Raw genomic sequence first — 16,390 nt, forward strand, 5'->3', positions numbered from 1 at the left:
GGATGTGGGCCTTAGACAAGCCACACCCCACCCGGAGGTTCTCTTCACATCAAGCCGACACGCCTGCTACCAACGTCCTGGCCGGGTACATCTAGAGGGCGTCGGCGCGGGTCAGGTGCGCTGGGTGAGGAGCTCGGTCAGGAACCGGCGCGCCGCGGTCGCGGCCCGTTCGCTGTCTCCGTCGATAACCGCCTGCACGAGTTCGTCGTGCTCGGGTTCGTAGGAGTTCTCGGCGGCGACCGGGTGGCGCAGGATGGTCTGCTCGATGGCGGGCAGGAGCGAGTCGTAGAACTCGAGGTACACGTCGTTGTGGCTCGCCGCGACGATCGCACGGTGCAGGGCCAGGTCGGCCGCGACCGCCGCGGACGTGTCGGCGGCGCCATCGGCGGGAGACCACAACAGGTTCCTGGTGTCGAGCAGGTCCCGCAGCTGTGCGATGTCGGTGTCCTCGCGGCGCCGCGCCGCGAGCGCGGCCGCGGTGACGTCGAGGGCCTGACGTAGCTCGAGGATGTCCCGCTCGTGCGCGGCCGCGAAGTACTTGCCAAGGGTGCCGCCGAGGTCGCTGGTCGCGATCACGTAGGTGCCCGAGCCCTGACGTCGTTCGAGCATGCCCGCGTGCACCAGGGCCTGGACGGCTTCTCGGACGGTGTTGCGTCCGGTGCCGGTCAGCTCGGCGAGTTCGGGCTCGGTCGGAATTCTCGAGCCGGTCGGCCAGCGGCCGGCCACGATCTCCTCACGCAGCTGGTCGGTGACCTGCGCGATGAGGCTTGTCCGTCGTACGGGTTGCACGTGCGCATCATACCCAGTTGCATCGGATCATCCAGTCATCCTATGATTTTGCGATCACATCGACCGAGCGGCATCCCCACACGATCGACCGGCGCGCACTCGTGGCCGGTCGACTGATGGTGCTCGTCGCGATCGTGCTCTCCGCGCTGACGCTTCGCACCGCCGTCACCTCGCTGACCCCGCTGCTCGACGAGATCAGCGGGGATGTCGGGTTCGGATCCACGATTGTCGGGGTCTTCGGGATGCTGCCCACCGCGATGTTCGCGATCTTCGGGCTGCTCACGCCGCGATTGGCCCTCTCTTTCGGACTGGAACGGGTCGCGTTGGCCGCGATGCTGATGACGGGCGTCGGGATCGCGACCCGCTCGATGGTGTCCGACACCGCGACCCTGCTGGCACTGTCGGCGCTCGCACTCGGCGGCATGGGCATCGGCAACGTGGTGATCCCGCCGCTGGTGAAGCGCTATTTCTCGGACCGCGTCGCGATGATGAGCACGATCTACATCACCTGTGTGCAGGTCGGCACCGTCCTTCCGGCGCTCGTCGCGGTGCCGCTCGCGGACGCCTACGGGTGGCGGGTCTCGCTCGGCCTGTGGGCGTTGCCTGCCGTCGCAGCGGCGCTGCCGTGGATCGGGATCGTGATCAGCAGACGCGGCCGAGACCGTCTCGACACCTCCGCCGAACCCCTGGCCGAGCAGGGTGAGCGCGGTCGGGCCTGGCGTTCTCCGGTGGCCTGGGGGATGGCCGGGATGTTCGGCATGACCTCGTTGATCACCTACTCGATGTTCACCTGGGTGCCGAAGATCCTGACCGAGGCAGGCGCAAGCGCGGCTTTCGGCGGCACCATGGTCGCGCTGTTCGCCGCGGTCGGCTTCCTCGCCGCGATCGGGGCGCCCACACTGTGTGCGCGGATCGCCAACCCGTATCCCGTCGTGGTGGCCTGCGCGGCGTTCTACCTGGCCGGATTCGCCGGGCTGCTGTTCGCGCCCATGGCGGCCCCGGTGCTGTGGATCCTGCTGGTCGGCCTCGGGCCGAGCACCTTCCCGATGTCGCTGACGCTGATCAACCTGCGCACCCGCACCGCCGCGGGCTCGGCCGCGCTGTCCGGCTTCACCCAGGGGCTCGGGTATGCGGTGGCCTGCCTCGGCCCGCTGCTGTTCGGCGTCCTGCACGATGTGACAGGCGGCTGGGCCTGGCCGTTCGCGATGCTCCTGGTGGCGGTCGGGGTCATCCTGGTGGCGGGTTACGCAGCCTGCAAACCGAGGTTCCTCGAGGACAGCTGGCAGTGACCGCCGTCACTTCTTGACCCCGATGTGACCGCTCATCACAGGCTGTAACACCCCGTTTACCTGCGGAAACATCCTCACTGTTCGGGTAACACGCTCGTGAGCGCATGTTCATTCTGGAGTCATTACCGGCATCACCTCGGCAACATCCGCCTCGTACCTTTGGGTCTCCCACGCATAGAGGAGGCCCGGTGACCGCACGTTCGGACGAAGTCGCGACAGCAGCGCGCAAGCACTACATCGCAGAATGGGATGCCGAGGATGTCGAGGCCTGGGAGGCCGGCGGCAAGGACATCGCCAAGCGCAACCTTGTGTGGTCGGTCATCGCCGAGCATGTCGGATTCTCCGTGTGGTCCATCTGGTCTGTGATGGTCCTGTTCATGCCGACCGAGGTCTACGGCATCGACGCGGCGGGCAAATTCTTCCTCGTGGCCGTCCCGACCCTTGTCGGCGCGGTCCTGCGCATTCCGTACACCGTCGCCACCGCGCGGTTCGGCGGGCGGAACTGGACGGTGTTCAGCGCGCTGGTCCTGTTCATCCCTCTGGTGCTGACACTGGTGCTGATGCTGAACCCGGGGGCGTCCTACACGACCTTCCTGCTGGTGGCCGCGCTCGGCGGTGTCGGTGGCGGAAACTTCGCGTCCTCGATGACCAACATCAACGCCTTCTACCCCCAGCGCCTCAAGGGCTGGGCCCTCGGCCTCAACGCAGGCGGCGGCAACATCGGCGTGCCGGTCATCCAGCTCATCGGCCTGCTCGTCATCGCGACGGTCGGCAACACAGAGGCCTGGATCGTCTGCGCCTTCTACCTGGTGTTCTGTGGTGTGGCCGCAGTCGGGGCCGCACTGTTCATGGACAACCTGGGCAACCAGAAGGCCGATCTGAAGGCCATGGGCAGGGCGCTCAAGTACCGCGACTCGTGGGTGATCGCCTTCCTGTACATCGGCACCTTCGGCTCGTTCATCGGCTACAGCTTCGCGTTCGGTCAGGTCATGCAGATCAACTTCATCGCGGGCGGCGACACCCCAGCCGAGGCGGCGCTGCACACCGCGCAGATCGCGTTCATCGGACCGCTGCTCGGCTCGATCGCCCGCCCGCTCGGCGGAAAGCTGGCCGACCGCGTCGGCGGCGGCAAGATCACCGTCTACACGTTCGCGGCGATGGCACTGGCCTCGGCCGTCGTGGTCGGCGCGAGCACCCTCGACGACCAGGCTGCGGGTCCGGCGAGCTCCGCCACGCTGACCATCCTGGTCTTGGGCTTCATCGCGCTGTTCGTGTTGTCCGGGCTGGGTAACGGCTCGGTGTACAAGATCATCCCCTCCATCTTCGAGGCCAAGGCTCAGGGACTCGATCACCTCAGCGTGGAAGAGAAGGCCAGCTGGTCGCGCAACATGTCGGGTGCACTGATCGGCTTTGCAGGCGCCATCGGCGGGCTCGGCGGCGTGGGCATCAACCTGGTGCTCCGGGCCTCCTACCTGGGCCCGGCCAAGTCGGCGACCATGGCGTTCTGGGTCTTCTTCGGGTTCTACCTGGCCTGCATCGTCGTCACCTACGTGGTGTTCCTGCGCCGTCCGGCGGCCAGGGACGTCACCGAGACCGAGGAGTCGGTGCTGGTATGACCATCGCAGTTCCGTCCCTGGTTTCCACCCCCACCCACTGCCCGTACTGCGGACTCGGTTGCGCGATGAACATCTCGCGTGACTCCTCGGCAACGGATCAGGCCCTGACCGCGACGGTCACGGGTCGGAGCTTCCCCACCAACCGGGGCGGGCTGTGCCAAAAGGGCTGGACCAGTGCGGAACTGCTGCGGAACCCGAACCGGCTCACCGCGCCACTGGTGCGCCGGGACGGGGAACTGCGCCCCGCGAGCTGGGACACGGCGCTCGACCTCGTCGCGGACGGCTTCGCAGCGGCGCAGGCAAAGGGCGGGCGCGACGCCGTCGCGATCTTCGGCGGCGGCGGGCTCACCAACGAGAAGGCCTACCAACTGGGCAAGTTCGCCCGGGTGGCGCTGCGCACCTCGAACATCGACTACAACGGCCGGTTCTGCATGTCCTCGGCTGCGGCGGCCGGCGGCAAGGCCTTCGGACTCGACCGCGGGCTGCCCTTCCCGGTGGCCGATCTCGGTGCGGCGCGGGCGATCCTGATCCTGGGCGGCAACGTCGCCGAGACGATGCCGCCGTTCGTCGGCCACCTCGCCACCGCGGCCGACGCGGGCGGACTCATCGTCGCCGATCCTCGCCGCACCGCCACCGTGGAACGCGCCCTCGCGGGCGGTGGGGTGCACCTGCAGCTGAGCCCAGGAACCGACCTGCCGCTGGCCCTGGGCCTGCTGCACCTGGCCGTGCTCGACGGCCGCATCGACCACAATTACATCGGCTCGCGCACCGAGGGATTCGACGACGCCTGGCTGGCCGCAGCCCAGTGGTGGCCCGAGCGCACCGAGAGGGTCACCGGGGTGCCGGTGAGCGCGCTGCGCCGCACGGTGGAGATCCTGTGGCGCGCACAGCAGTCCGACGCGGGCGCCTACATCCTGACGGCCCGTGGGGCGGAGCAGCACGCCACCGGGACCGACACCGTCTCGGCCGTGATCAACCTGGCCCTGGCCCTCGGGCTGCCCGGCCGCCGCGGCAGCGGCTACGGCGCGATCACCGGTCAGGGCAACGGGCAGGGCGGTCGCGAGCACGGGCAGAAGGCCGACCAGCTGCCCGGCTATCGCAAGATCACCGATCCCGCGGCCCGGGTCCACGTCGCGCAGGTGTGGGGTATCGATCCCGCCGAGCTGCCTGGTCCGGGAAAGAGTGCCTACGAGCTGCTCGAGTCGATCGGCACGCCCGGTGGACCGAGCGCGCTGATGGTGCACGGGGCGAACCTCGCGGTGTCCGCGCCGCGCGCCGGCCATGTGGTGGACCGGCTGGCCGCGCTGGACTTGTTGGTGGTCAACGACTTCCTGCTCTCGGAGACCGCGGCCATGGCAGACGTCGTGCTGCCGGTCCTGCAGTGGGCCGAGGAGGAGGGCACGATGACCAGCCTCGAGGGCCGGGTGCTGCGTCGCAAGGTGGCTGTGACCGCCCCCGACGGCCCGCGCTCCGAGCTCGAGGTGCTCGCCGAACTCGCGCGTCGACTCGGCCAGCCCGCGGGTCGGTTCGGCACCGACCCCGAGACGGTGTTCGAGGAGCTGCGGCTGGCCTCCGCGGGCGGGGTCGCCGACTACTCGGGGATCAGCTACGCCCGGCTGGACGCAGGCGAAGCGCTGCACTGGCCGTGTCCGAAGGTCAAGGGCGGGGCCGATCATCCCGGTACGCCGCGGCTGTTCTTGGACCGCTTCGAGACCCCGAGCGGCCGCGCGAACTTCGTCCCCGTTGAGCACCGCGGTCCGGCCGAGGTAATGGACTCCGAGTACCCGTTGGTGGCGACCACTGGACGCGTCCTGGCGCACTACCAGTCCGGTGCGCAGACCCGCCGGATCGACGAACTGGTCCGCGCCGCGGGCGAGATGTTCGTCCAGGTGCATCCCGACACCGCGCGCCGGATGGGCCTGGTCGAGGGTGGCCTTGCCGCCGTGGTGAGCAGGCGCGGGCGGACCGAGGCGACTGTGCGTTGCGACGACAGCATGCGGCTCGACACCGTGTTCCTGCCGTTCCACTTCGCCGGCGCAGGCCGGGCGAACCTGTTGACCAACCCGGCGCTCGACCCGACCAGTCGGATGCCGGAGTTCAAGGTGTGTGCAGTCAAACTGGAGGCGGTGGCATGAGTAGGACCCGAATCGTGGTGGTGGGCAACGGCATGGCCGGCTCACGACTGGCGGAGGAGTTGCGGCGGCGCGATCCCGAGGGCGAGCGGCTCGATGTCGTGGTGATCGGTGCCGAGTCGCACCCCGCCTACAATCGCATCCTGCTCTCGAACGTGCTGGCGGGCAGCATCACCGGCCGCGACACCCGGCTCAAGCCGGACGGCTGGTGGGAGCGCCAGGGCGTCGATGTCCGGTCGGGCGTGCAGGTGACGTCGATCGACACGGCCGCGCGGACCGTGCGGTGCGACGACGGCGGCGAGATCGGCTACGACGAGCTCGTGCTGGCGACCGGTAGCCGGTCGTTCATCCCGCCGATCGAGGGCGCCGTGGACGCTGATGGCGCGCTCGTCGATGGCGTCGCCGCCTTCCGCACGATCGGGGACTGCGACCAGATCATCGCCGCGGCCACCGGCGGTTCGAGCGCCGTTGTGCTCGGCGGCGGTCTGCTCGGACTCGAGGCGGCCCGCGGGCTGCTGATGCGCGGCATGGACGTCACCGTGGTGCACCCCAAGGACTTTCCGATGGAGCGCCAGCTGGACCCCGCAGGCGGTGCGGTACTGACCCGGGTGCTCACCGAGCTCGGTATGCGGATGGTGCTCGGACGCAGGGCCGTCGCGCGCGACGCCGCGAACCGGACCGTCACGCTCGACGACGGCACCGAGTTGCCCGCCGACCTGCTGGTGCTGTCCGCAGGCATCCGGCCGGAGGTGACGCTCGCCGAGTCGGCTGGCATCGCGATCGAGCAGGCCATCGTCGTCGACGACCTGCTGCGCACCAGCGCCCCGCGGGTCTCCGCGATCGGGGAGTGCGCGCAGCACCGCGGCGAGGTGTACGGACTGGTCCAGCCCGGATGGGAGCAGGCCGCGGTGGTGGCCGAGCGGCTCGCAGGAGAGAACCGGTTCGCCACCTACCACGGGACCGCGAACGTGACCCGGCTCAAGGCGCACGACATCGACCTCGCGTCGATGGGCGACATCAGCGCCGAGATGCATTGCAGCCACAGCGAAGTGCTGACTCTGGCCGACCCGACCCGAGGGCGTTACGCGAAGGTCGTGGTGCGCGAGGACCGGGTGGTCGGCGCGGTGTTGCTGGGGAACCCCGACGTGGTGGGCACCCTGACGCAGCTGTTCGACGCGCAGCTTCCCGTGCCGGTGGACCGGATGTCGCTCCTGATCGGCCGGGGGTCGGGAGCGGGCGTCGAGGTCGCGAGCCCGGCCACCATGCCCGGGTCGGCGGTCGTCTGCCGCTGTAACTCGGTGACCAAATCGCAGTTGACCAAGGCCTGGAAGACGGGCTCACGCACCGTGGCCGCCCTGGCGACCGAGACACGGGCGACCACCGGCTGCGGCGGGTGCAGCTCCGTTGTGCAGGGCATCTGCGAATGGCTACGCAACTCGGATCCGGAACCAATAGACCAACCAGTACACGAAACACCATCGATCGAAGAAGAGGGCGCAGCATGAACAACAAGTCGGTAGTGGTGATCGGGCACGGAATGGTCGGCCATCGATTCGTCGAGGCGCTGCGTGCGCGGGACGAGGATGCCCAGTGGCGGGTCACCGTCCTGTGCGAGGAGGCGCTGCCCGCGTATGACCGGGTCGGCCTGTCGTCGTACGTCGGGTCCTGGGATGCAAAGGAACTCGCACTCGCGGGCAACGACTACGTCGGCGACTCGTTGGTCGACCTGCGGACCGGTGAGCGAGCTGTCACGATCGACCGCGCCGCGCGCACCGTGACGACCGGCTCCGGCGAGACCCTCGGCTACGACGCCCTCGTCATGGCCACCGGTTCGTACCCGTTCGTGCCGCCGATCCCCGGCCACGACCGCGACGAGTGCTTCGTCTACCGCACCCTCGATGACCTCGACGGCATCCGCGCCACCGCGGACAAGGCGGGACCGGGGGCGGTGGGCGTCGTCGTCGGCGGCGGCCTGCTCGGCCTGGAAGCGGCCAACGCGCTCAGGCTCATGGGCATGACCCCGCACGTGGTGGAGTTCGCGCCGCGGCTGATGCCGCTGCAGGTGGACGAGGGCGGCGGCGCGCTGCTGGCGCGGCTGGTCACCGATCTCGGCGTGACCGTGCACGCGGGCGTCGGCACCGCCGCCATCACCGAGGGCCCCGACGGCGTGACGGTCGAACTGTCCGACGGTTCGGTCATCGAGGCCGCGCTGCTCGTGTTCTCGGCGGGCATCCGTCCGCAGGATCAGCTGGCGCGTGACGCCGGACTCGACGTCGGCCCGCGCGGCGGAATCCTCACCGATATCGGCTGCCGGACCTCGGACGAGGCCATCTACGCCGTCGGCGAGTGTGCCGCGGTCGACGGTGTCGCCTACGGCCTGGTGGCCCCCGGTTACACCACCGCCGAGATCGTGGCCGACCGCCTGCTCGGCGGTCAGGCCGAGTTCCCCGGCGCGGACCTGTCCACCAAGCTCAAGCTGATGGGCGTGGACGTCGCCAGTTTCGGCGATGCGCACGCGCAGACGCCTGGAGCCCTCGAGGTGGTCCTCAGCGACGCGGCCAAGGGCACCTACGCCAAGCTCGTGGTGTCCGACGACGCCAAGATCCTGCTCGGCGGGATCCTGGTCGGCGACGCGTCGGCGTACGCCTCGCTTCGACCCCTGGTTGGTCGCGAGCTGCCGGGTGACCCGGCGTCGCTGATCTCGCCCGCGGGGGAGAAGCCCGGAGCCGGCTCCCTGCCCGACGACGCCGAGGTCTGCTCCTGCAACGGCGTGACCAAGGGCGACATCTGCGGCGCGATCGCCGACGGTGCCTGCGACATCGCGTCCGTGAAGAGCTGCACCAACGCGGGAACCACCTGCGGCGGCTGCCTTCCCACGATCAAGCAGCTGCTGGCCTCGTCCGGCGTGGTGATGTCGAAGGCGCTGTGTGAGCACTTCGAGCAGTCGCGGGCGGAGCTGTTCGAGATCGTCATGGCGACCGGCACCCGCACGTTCTCCGCGCTGATCGCCAAGTTCGGCACGGGAACCGGATGTGACATCTGCAAGCCGGTGGTGGCCTCGATCCTGGCCTCGACCGATTCGGATCACATCCTGCACCGGAACCAGGCCTCGCTGCAGGACACCAACGACCACTTCCTGGCCAACATCCAGAAGAACGGCACCTACTCGGTGGTGCCGCGGATGCCCGGCGGCGAGTGCACCCCCGAGCAGCTGATCGTGATCGGCGAGGTGGCACGGGATTTCGGCCTGTACACCAAGGTCACCGGTGGCCAGCGCATCGACCTGTTCGGCGCCCGCGTCGAGCAGCTGCCCGCGATCTGGAAGCGACTGGTCGATGCGGGCATGGAGTCCGGTCAGGCGTACGGCAAGTCGCTGCGCACGGTGAAGAGCTGCGTCGGATCCACCTGGTGCCGATATGGGGTCCAGGACTCGGTGGGGATGGCCGTGGGACTCGAAAACCGTTACCGCGGCTTGCGTTCGCCGCACAAGATCAAGTTCGGTGTCTCCGGTTGCGCGCGTGAGTGCGCGGAGGCGCGGGGCAAGGACGTCGGCGTCATCGCCACCGAGAACGGTTGGAACCTCTACGTCGGCGGCAACGGCGGGCAGTCGCCCAAGCACGCGCAGCTGCTTGCGGGCGGGCTCGACGACGAGACGCTGATCAGCTACATCGACCGGTACCTGATGTTCTACGTGCGTACCGCCGACCGGCTGCAGCGCACCGCACCGTGGGTGGAGGGGATGGAGGGCGGCCTCGATCACCTCAAGGCCGTGATCTGCGAGGACTCCCTCGGTATCGCCGCGGAGCTCGAAGCGGCCATGGCCAAGCACGTGGACGGCTACCAGGACGAATGGGCCGGTGTGCTCGACGACCCGGAGAAGCTCTCGCGCTTCGTGTCCTTCGTCAACGCGCCGGAGGAGGCCGACCCGACCGTGGCGTTCGACGAGTCCGGTGATCGCAAGATCCCGGTCCTGATGGGCATGCCGCCGATGCCCACGACGACCTCGCAGTAGCAGATCGAGGCCGATCGGCTTCTGCTTACCGCGTGGGAATCGAGGCTTAACGCCGAGGAAACACCGGAAAAGTAGAAAGTAAGCCTGCATTACAGGAGGACCACGATGATGACCGTTATCGACACGAAGGCGCACAACGTGACCGGACCCGGACGTGAGAGCGTCAACAACGGACGACTCGAATGGACCTCGGCCTGCCCGCTCAGCCATCTGATTCCTGGACTGGGCGTTGCCGTGCTCCTGCGGGGCAATGAGCAGGTGGCGCTCTTCCTCTTGGAGGACGGCTCGCTCTACGCCGTGGGAAACATTGATCCGTTCGGGCGCGCGGCTGTGATGTCGCGCGGCCTGGTCGGGGACAGGGCAGGCGAGCCCATTGTGGTGTCGCCTCTGCTCAAGCAGGTGTTCTCGCTTGTCGACGGGCGCTGCCTCGACGACGAGTCCGTCCGGCTACCGGTCTACGACGTGCGGGTCTGGGCGGGCATGGTCCAGGTCCACAGCACCTCTGGCCTCCAGGTGGACAGCGCGTGAGCGAGGGCAGGGCGGCGCCGCAGACCGGTGAGCCGCTGGCCGGCTTCACGGTGGGGGTCACCGCGGCCAGGCGGTCGGAGGAGTTCACCACTCTGCTGACCCGTCGCGGTGCCACCATCGTGCACGCGGCAGCGATCCGGATCATCCCGCTCGTCGACGATGCCGAGCTGGAACGGGTGACCAGGGAACTGATCGACCATCCGCCGGAGATCGCGGTCGCGACCACAGGAATCGGGTTCCGCGGCTGGATGGAGGCCGCCGACGGGTGGGGCCTCGCCGAACAGCTGGCCGGCGCGCTCGGGACGGCGCGGCTGCTCGCCCGCGGTCCCAAGGCGAAGGGAGCCATCCGCGCCGCCGATCTGCGTGAGGAGTGGTCGCCGGTCTCCGAGTCCTCCGCCGAGGTGATCGATCACCTGCTCGCCGAGGGCGTGGAGGGCAAGCGGATCGCGGTGCAGTTGCACGGCGCCACCACCGAATGGGAGCCGCTGCCGGACTTCTGCGAGGTGCTCCGGGTGGCCGGAGCCGAGGTCGTGCCGGTGCCGGTGTACCGGTGGACGCAGCCCGACGATTCGACCGCGATGGACCGGCTCATCGAGCTGACCGTCAGTGGGGGATTGGACGCACTGAGCTTCACCAGTGCGCCCGCGGTGGCGTCGATGCTGATCCGCGCCAAGGAGATCGGCCTCATCGACCCGTTGCTGCACTCGCTGCGCACCCGGGTGCTCGCGGTGTGTGTCGGCCCGGTGACCGCGGCGCCGCTCGAGGCGCTCGGGGTCCCGAGCACCATGCCGGGCAGGGCTCGGCTCGGGTCCCTCGCCCGGCACATCGCCGAGGAGTTGCCGCGCCGGGCGATGAAGCTTCGTGCCGCCGGGCATGACGTGAGCGTGCGCGGCGGATGCGTCGTCGTGGACGGCGAGGTTCGCCAACTGGCTCCTGCCGCAATGGCTTTGATGCGAACGCTGGCGCACCGACCCGGTCGGGTGGTCTCGCGGGAGGAACTGCTCTCCGTGCTGCCCGGTGGCGGCGAGGACACCCACGCCGTCGAGACCGCGATCGCGCGGCTGCGGACCTGCCTCGGTTCCCCGAAGATCGTGCAGACCGTGGTCAAGCGCGGGTACCGCCTGGCCCTCGACCCCGCCGACTGCGGGGACGGCTCGTGAGCAGGCCCGCGCTGGTGCTCGTCGCACACGGCACCCGCAGTCCGCGCGGCGTCGACATGGTCGCCGCGCTGGCCGATGCGGTTGCGGACGAGGTGGGCACGACCCGTGTCGCCTTCGTGGACGTGCTCGGACCCTCGCCCGCGGAGGTGCTCCGCGACCTCGGCGCGCCCGCGGTCGTGGTGCCTGCGTTCCTGGCCTCGGGATACCACGTGCACACCGACGTCCCGCGCGAGGTCGCCGATTCAGGCCATCCCGACGTGACGGTCACCAGGGCGCTCGGACCGGACCCGGTGTTGGCCAAGGTGCTCTTCGAGCGGCTGCGCGAGGCCGGCTGGCGGCCGGGCGACGCTGTGGTGCTGGCGGCTGCCGGCTCCTCGGACCCCCGTGCCCTTGCCGACGTGCGCCGCGCCGCCGCGATGCTGGCGGGGCTGGTGTCCGACCGGGTGCACATCGGCTACGTCGCCACGGCGGAGCCGCGGGTGCCCGAGGTGGTGGACGGGCTCCGATCGGCGGGCCACCGCCGGGTGTTCGTCGCCTCGTACCTGTTGGCGCACGGCCTGTTCCATCGGAGACTGGCCGAGGCCGGGGCGGACGGCGTTGCCGAGCCGCTCGGCGTGCACCCGGCGCTGGTTCAGCTGCTCGCCGATCGCTACCGGGCCGGTTGCGCGAGGATCGCTTCGGTCAATGCGGCAGGGACAAGGGCAGGGGCAGCAGTTCCGCCGAGCCTCCGTCAGGCGTTGCCGGTTCGATGATCGCGAGGGCGTGAGCCCCGATCAGCGCGGCGAGGTGCGCCGTCCCGGCGGGCGCGGCGGCGTGCCAACGACCGTCGGAGCTCCGGGTGGCGGTGACGACCCGGGGGACGTCTGCCGCGAGCTCCGCTGCGTTCTCGATCGGCGCATATGTGGGTGTCGGGGCGGGCGCGCCGGTCAGTGCGGAGACAACGGTCGGCGCCGTCATGAGCAGCGTGGCGACCGCGGCGTAGGGGTTGCCTGGCAGTCCGAGCACAACGCGGCCGTCGGGCAGCACCGCGACGACCTGGGATCCGCCCGGCCGGCATCGCACCCGTCCCACCACGACGTGGGCGCCGCTGCGGGCGAGAGCCAGCCGCAGGTGGTCCGCGGCCCCGCCGCCGGTGGCGCCGACGATGACGATCAGGTCGGGGTCCGCGGCGGGTGCGACGGGGCGGGGTGGCGCAAGTAGCTCGTCGAACCCTCCCGCGGTGTCGCGCAGGTGCGATTCCGCGGCCGTGCGGATCCCACACCAGGACAGGAAATGCGGCATCAGTGGCCCCAGGCTGTCGCGGGTCTGCCCGGCGCGCAGCGGGCCGTCACGGCGGATCTCGTCGCCGGTCACCACGACGTGGGCCGTCACCGGCCCGCGGACCAGCAGTTCGGGGACCTCGCCGCTGAGCGCCACCGACGCGACGGCCGCGGTGACCAGTACGCCCGTCTCGGCGAGCGGTGCTCCCGGATGCCAGTCCTCGCCCCGCCTGCGGGTGTCGTCGCGGACGGGCGCTCCCGGTCGCCTGCTCAGGGTGGCGTCCGCGAGTTCGATGTGTTCGTCGCGCACCACCGCGGTGGCACCGGACGGCACGTGGGCTCCGGTGGCGATCCGCACCGCGTGCCCTGGCTCGAGTTCGACCTCCTCCTCGGAGCCGGCGTAACGGATCGCCTGATCGAGTTGCCAAGGGCCGTCGCCGGATACGGCGTAGCCGTCCATCGCAGAGACGTCGAGCCGGGGCAGCGCGTCGGCTGCGAGCATCGGCTTCGCCAGCACCCCGCCGAGGGCGTCCGCTGGGGCCGCCGAGCGGGTGGGCAGCATCTCGACGGCGTCGCGGACGACCCGCCTGGCCTCGTCGAGGTCAACGGCGGGGGAGATGCTGCGGGTGCGGGCGGCGGCGACGTCCGCCTCGGTGTCGCAGTCGGAGATCCCGGTCATGGGGACGGTGACGTATCCGGCCGGGATCACCGTCTTCATCGGCCTGTTGGCCAGATCGGCGCGACCGAGTTTGTCGAGTCGAGCGGACAGCGCGCTCCGGCGCCACACGCCGAGCAGGAACTGCACGCGGCCGGATTCGTCGAGCGCAAAGGCCGCAGTCGCGTCAGGTTCGCGGTCGAGGGCATCGACGAGGCTCTCGATCGAGGCGGCAGCGAGGAACGGTAGGTCGGCGGCGAGCACCACGACATGTGCTGTGCCGCCCTCCAATTCGCGTAGTCCCGCGTTCATTGCGAGGACCGGGCCGCCGCCGACGGGTGATTCCTGGGTCTGTCTGATCGAGTCGGCGAGGTCGGCTCGGTGCGGTCCGACGACGACCACCCGCTCGGCCCCGGCGACAGCGTCGAGGGCGGCGGACAGCATGGAACGTCCGGCGATGACGATCGCCGGCTTGTCGACGCCACCCATCCTGGTGGCGGATCCGCCGGCGAGAATGACTGCGTCGTAGCGTGAGTGTGCGCCGGGAGTCATGGGTACATGATCCCACGCAACAGGTCAGGCCTTCTTGCCACGCTCGACCTGATGCCGGTGTGGCCGTCGGCGAGCCACCCGGCCATCGTATTCGCGTCGGTCGCGAGGTCAGCGCTGAGTCGCGATGAGGGTCTTCATCCCGCCCACCCGCCTGGCACGGGCCGCGCGGGCCAGCATCCGGGGGGAGAACATGACGAGGGGCGACCGGTTGCGGGTCCCATACGCGTAGAACCGGTCCGCCACCCACGGGTCCCGGGCTGCACCGGCGAACAGCAGTCGCTGCATTGGATTGAATCGAGGGTGCTGGCTGAAATCGATCGCGAAGTACTGGTGCGGCCACAGTCGCACCCGGTGACGACGCTGATAGCGACGCGCCGCCAGGTCTATCTGCCGGTCGCTGCCGGTTGCGAGTGGTGTCGCGACGGCGTCGCTCAACCACTCCGCGGTCTGCAGCGCCCAGCCGCACCCAGCGCCCCAGAGCGGGTCGAGCACCATGGCGGCGTCCCCGACGAGGGCGACGCCGGGCGAGGCGATGCGGCGCCGGGTGATACTCGGATAGTCGCGGGTTCCGACGACCTCAGATACACGTTCAGCGTTGGTCAGGTCGGGGGCGTCCGGCAGGTCCTCGAACACGCGCAGCAGCGCTGCCTCCCGGTCGCCATCGAACTCCGACAGCCGGCTCTTGCCGGGCATGACGGTGAGGACGGTCACCCCGGCATCGTTGCCGAACGCGTATGCGGCGTCGGGCTCGAGCAGCCAGAGCTGAACCGGTTGTCCGTGGGGGATCGTGACGTTCCGGAAGGAGGCGAAGTAGGCGAAGCGGTCGTTCCGGGATTCGCGACCGGGTAGGCCGGCAAGCCGGGCCACCTTCGAGGACCGGCCGTCCGCACCGATGACCAGTCGGCAGGAGAGCCGTCCCGCGCGGTCGGCGATGACGCCATCGACGCGCCCGTCTGGACCCCTGGTCAGCTCGCGGAGCTTCGCGCCCAACATCAGATCGACGCCCGGCACCTGGGCGGCGGTTTTCCGAATCAGCGGATCGAGTACCTCGCGGCGGAGGTTGTAGCCGTGCGGTGGACGGTCCGTCGGCTCAGGCTCCCTGACCCAGCCGAATCGGCACCAGACACTGCCATGGTTCGGCACTGCTCCGGCGGCCTCGAGCTCCGCATCGAGACCGAGCCGCTGGAGGGTGGGTAGCGCGCTCGACTGGATGTAGTGCGTGCACATCCGCTTGTACGCCGCCGGATTGCGATTCGCCTCCAGCAGCGCGACCCGTAGCCCCTTCCGTGCGAGCAGGATCGCCGCCGTGCACCCGGCCAGGCTCGATCCCACAATCGCGACGTCATACTCGCCACCCATGATCGCTCACCGCGATTCGGTCCTAGAGGTACGCCGCCTCTCAGTGTCGCAGCCGACCGGTGTGGATGTAAACACAACAATTCGGCCACGGATCCGGACGGTATCCGCAGGTCGGCCGACAATCACCCCATGACGCGTGGCGGTGAACGGAATCTTCGGGACCTCGAGCCCGACATCGTCACCGATTTCAGCACCCGGATGAGCTACGGGTCCTACCTCGACCTCGGCACGTTGCTCAGCGCGCAGAACCCGGTCAGCGAGCCACCGCACCACGACGAGATGCTCTTCATCATCGCGCACCAGACCACCGAACTCTGGCTCAAGCTGGTCCTGCACGAGATCCGCGCGGCCCGACGGGCGTTCGCCGAGGACGACATAGGGGTCGCGCTCAAGTGCATCGCCCGCGTCAAGCACATCCAGCGGTCGATGACCGAACAGTGGTCGATCCTGGCGACACTGACGCCGACCGAGTACGCCGAGTTCCGCGGCTTCCTCGGCAACGCATCGGGATTCCAGTCGTACCAGTACCGCGCCGTCGAGTTCATCCTCGGCAACAAGAACGCGGACCTGCTCAGGGTGTTCGAGGCGGACCCGCCGTCGCATGCCGTCCTCGACACCCTCCTGCGCGAGCCGAGCCTGTACGACGAGTTCTGGCGTTGCCTCGCGCGCGCCGGCTACGACGTGCCCGGTTCCGCGCTCGACCGGGATGTCACCCGCGCGTATGTGGTGAACCCCGACCTGATGCCGATGGTCAAGCACGTCTATGAACACCCCGAGGACTGCTGGCGCGCGTACGAGTCCTTCGAGGAACTCGTCGATCTCGAGGAGAGCTTCCAGCTCTGGCGTTTTCGGCACCTGCGGACCGTGCTCCGGGTGATCGGGATGAAGACCGGCACCGGTGGCTCCTCCGGCGGCGCGGGCTTTCTGCAACGCGCGCTCGAACTCACCTTCTTTCCCGAGCTGTTTGCGGTGCGGACCGAACTGGGACGTTGACGGGCCCGGGGATGAACGTCGACGTCGAAAATCTGTGGTGCGGAGC

At 69.5% G+C, this 16,390-nt stretch carries 12 protein-coding genes; 9 read left to right on the forward strand and 3 right to left on the reverse strand.

Translation table 11 applies throughout. The features are described 5' to 3' along the window. Nucleotides 1-111 precede the first annotated feature (111 nt). Entirely contained in the window at nucleotides 112-789 is a 678-nt protein-coding gene (locus ACFXMV_RS22155; RefSeq protein WP_378501441.1) for a FadR/GntR family transcriptional regulator, read from the reverse strand. A 53-nt stretch (nucleotides 790-842) separates the two neighbouring features. Between ACFXMV_RS22155 and ACFXMV_RS22160 the strand changes: the two genes are divergently transcribed. The 8 genes from ACFXMV_RS22160 (at nucleotide 843) to ACFXMV_RS22195 (ending at nucleotide 12,278) form a co-directional block, all read left to right on the forward strand. Then, a complete protein-coding gene (locus ACFXMV_RS22160) occupies nucleotides 843-2,078 on the forward strand; it encodes an MFS transporter (RefSeq protein ID WP_378503645.1) in 1,236 nt (411 codons plus the stop codon). A gap of 188 nt (nucleotides 2,079-2,266) precedes the next feature. Next, on the forward strand, nucleotides 2,267-3,694 hold the full coding sequence (locus tag ACFXMV_RS22165) for an MFS transporter (RefSeq protein ID WP_378501442.1): 1,428 nt from the start codon (nucleotides 2,267-2,269) through the stop codon (nucleotides 3,692-3,694). Further along, nucleotides 3,691-5,829: a molybdopterin oxidoreductase family protein gene (locus ACFXMV_RS22170; protein ID WP_378503634.1), complete on the forward strand. Its 2,139-nt coding sequence runs from the start codon at nucleotides 3,691-3,693 to the stop codon at nucleotides 5,827-5,829. The genes ACFXMV_RS22165 and ACFXMV_RS22170 overlap by 4 nt, the downstream gene beginning before the upstream one ends. After that, complete coding sequence (locus tag ACFXMV_RS22175) at nucleotides 5,826-7,331, forward strand: FAD-dependent oxidoreductase (RefSeq protein WP_378503635.1); 1,506 nt, start codon at nucleotides 5,826-5,828, stop codon at nucleotides 7,329-7,331. Before ACFXMV_RS22170 ends, ACFXMV_RS22175 begins: the two co-directional genes overlap by 4 nt. Further along, a complete protein-coding gene (nirB, locus tag ACFXMV_RS22180; protein ID WP_378498654.1) occupies nucleotides 7,328-9,838 on the forward strand; it encodes a nitrite reductase large subunit NirB in 2,511 nt (836 codons plus the stop codon). Before ACFXMV_RS22175 ends, nirB begins: the two co-directional genes overlap by 4 nt. Before the next feature lie 108 nt (nucleotides 9,839-9,946). Beyond that, a complete protein-coding gene (gene nirD, locus ACFXMV_RS22185) occupies nucleotides 9,947-10,366 on the forward strand; it encodes a nitrite reductase small subunit NirD (RefSeq protein WP_378498667.1) in 420 nt (139 codons plus the stop codon). Beyond that, nucleotides 10,363-11,526, forward strand: coding sequence for a uroporphyrinogen-III synthase (locus ACFXMV_RS22190; protein WP_378498655.1), 1,164 nt, complete (start codon nucleotides 10,363-10,365; stop codon nucleotides 11,524-11,526). The genes nirD and ACFXMV_RS22190 overlap by 4 nt, the downstream gene beginning before the upstream one ends. Next, nucleotides 11,523-12,278 carry a sirohydrochlorin chelatase gene (locus ACFXMV_RS22195; RefSeq protein ID WP_378498656.1) on the forward strand — a complete coding sequence of 252 codons (756 nt, stop codon included), beginning with the start codon at nucleotides 11,523-11,525 and terminating at the stop codon, nucleotides 12,276-12,278. Before ACFXMV_RS22190 ends, ACFXMV_RS22195 begins: the two co-directional genes overlap by 4 nt. Here the strand turns inward: ACFXMV_RS22195 and ACFXMV_RS22200 are convergent. Beyond that, nucleotides 12,208-13,992 (reverse strand): NTP transferase domain-containing protein, encoded by a 1,785-nt coding sequence (locus ACFXMV_RS22200; RefSeq protein ID WP_378498657.1) that lies wholly within the window; start codon nucleotides 13,990-13,992, stop codon nucleotides 12,208-12,210. The genes ACFXMV_RS22195 and ACFXMV_RS22200 overlap by 71 nt on opposite strands. 108 nt (nucleotides 13,993-14,100) lie before the next feature. Continuing rightward, nucleotides 14,101-15,351, reverse strand: coding sequence for an NAD(P)/FAD-dependent oxidoreductase (locus ACFXMV_RS22205; RefSeq protein ID WP_378498658.1), 1,251 nt, complete (start codon nucleotides 15,349-15,351; stop codon nucleotides 14,101-14,103). 129 nt (nucleotides 15,352-15,480) lie between these two features. Here ACFXMV_RS22205 and ACFXMV_RS22210 point away from each other — a divergent pair, with 129 nt between their 5' ends. After that, the gene (locus tag ACFXMV_RS22210; RefSeq protein ID WP_378498659.1) at nucleotides 15,481-16,344 is read left to right on the forward strand and encodes a tryptophan 2,3-dioxygenase; all 864 of its coding nucleotides are present in this window, start codon (nucleotides 15,481-15,483) and stop codon (nucleotides 16,342-16,344) included. Nucleotides 16,345-16,390: the final 46 nt, after the last annotated feature.

It is taken from the genome of Rhodococcus sp. NPDC059179 (genome assembly GCF_042754885.1).
Lineage (GTDB): Bacteria > Actinomycetota > Actinomycetes > Mycobacteriales > Mycobacteriaceae > Rhodococcus_G.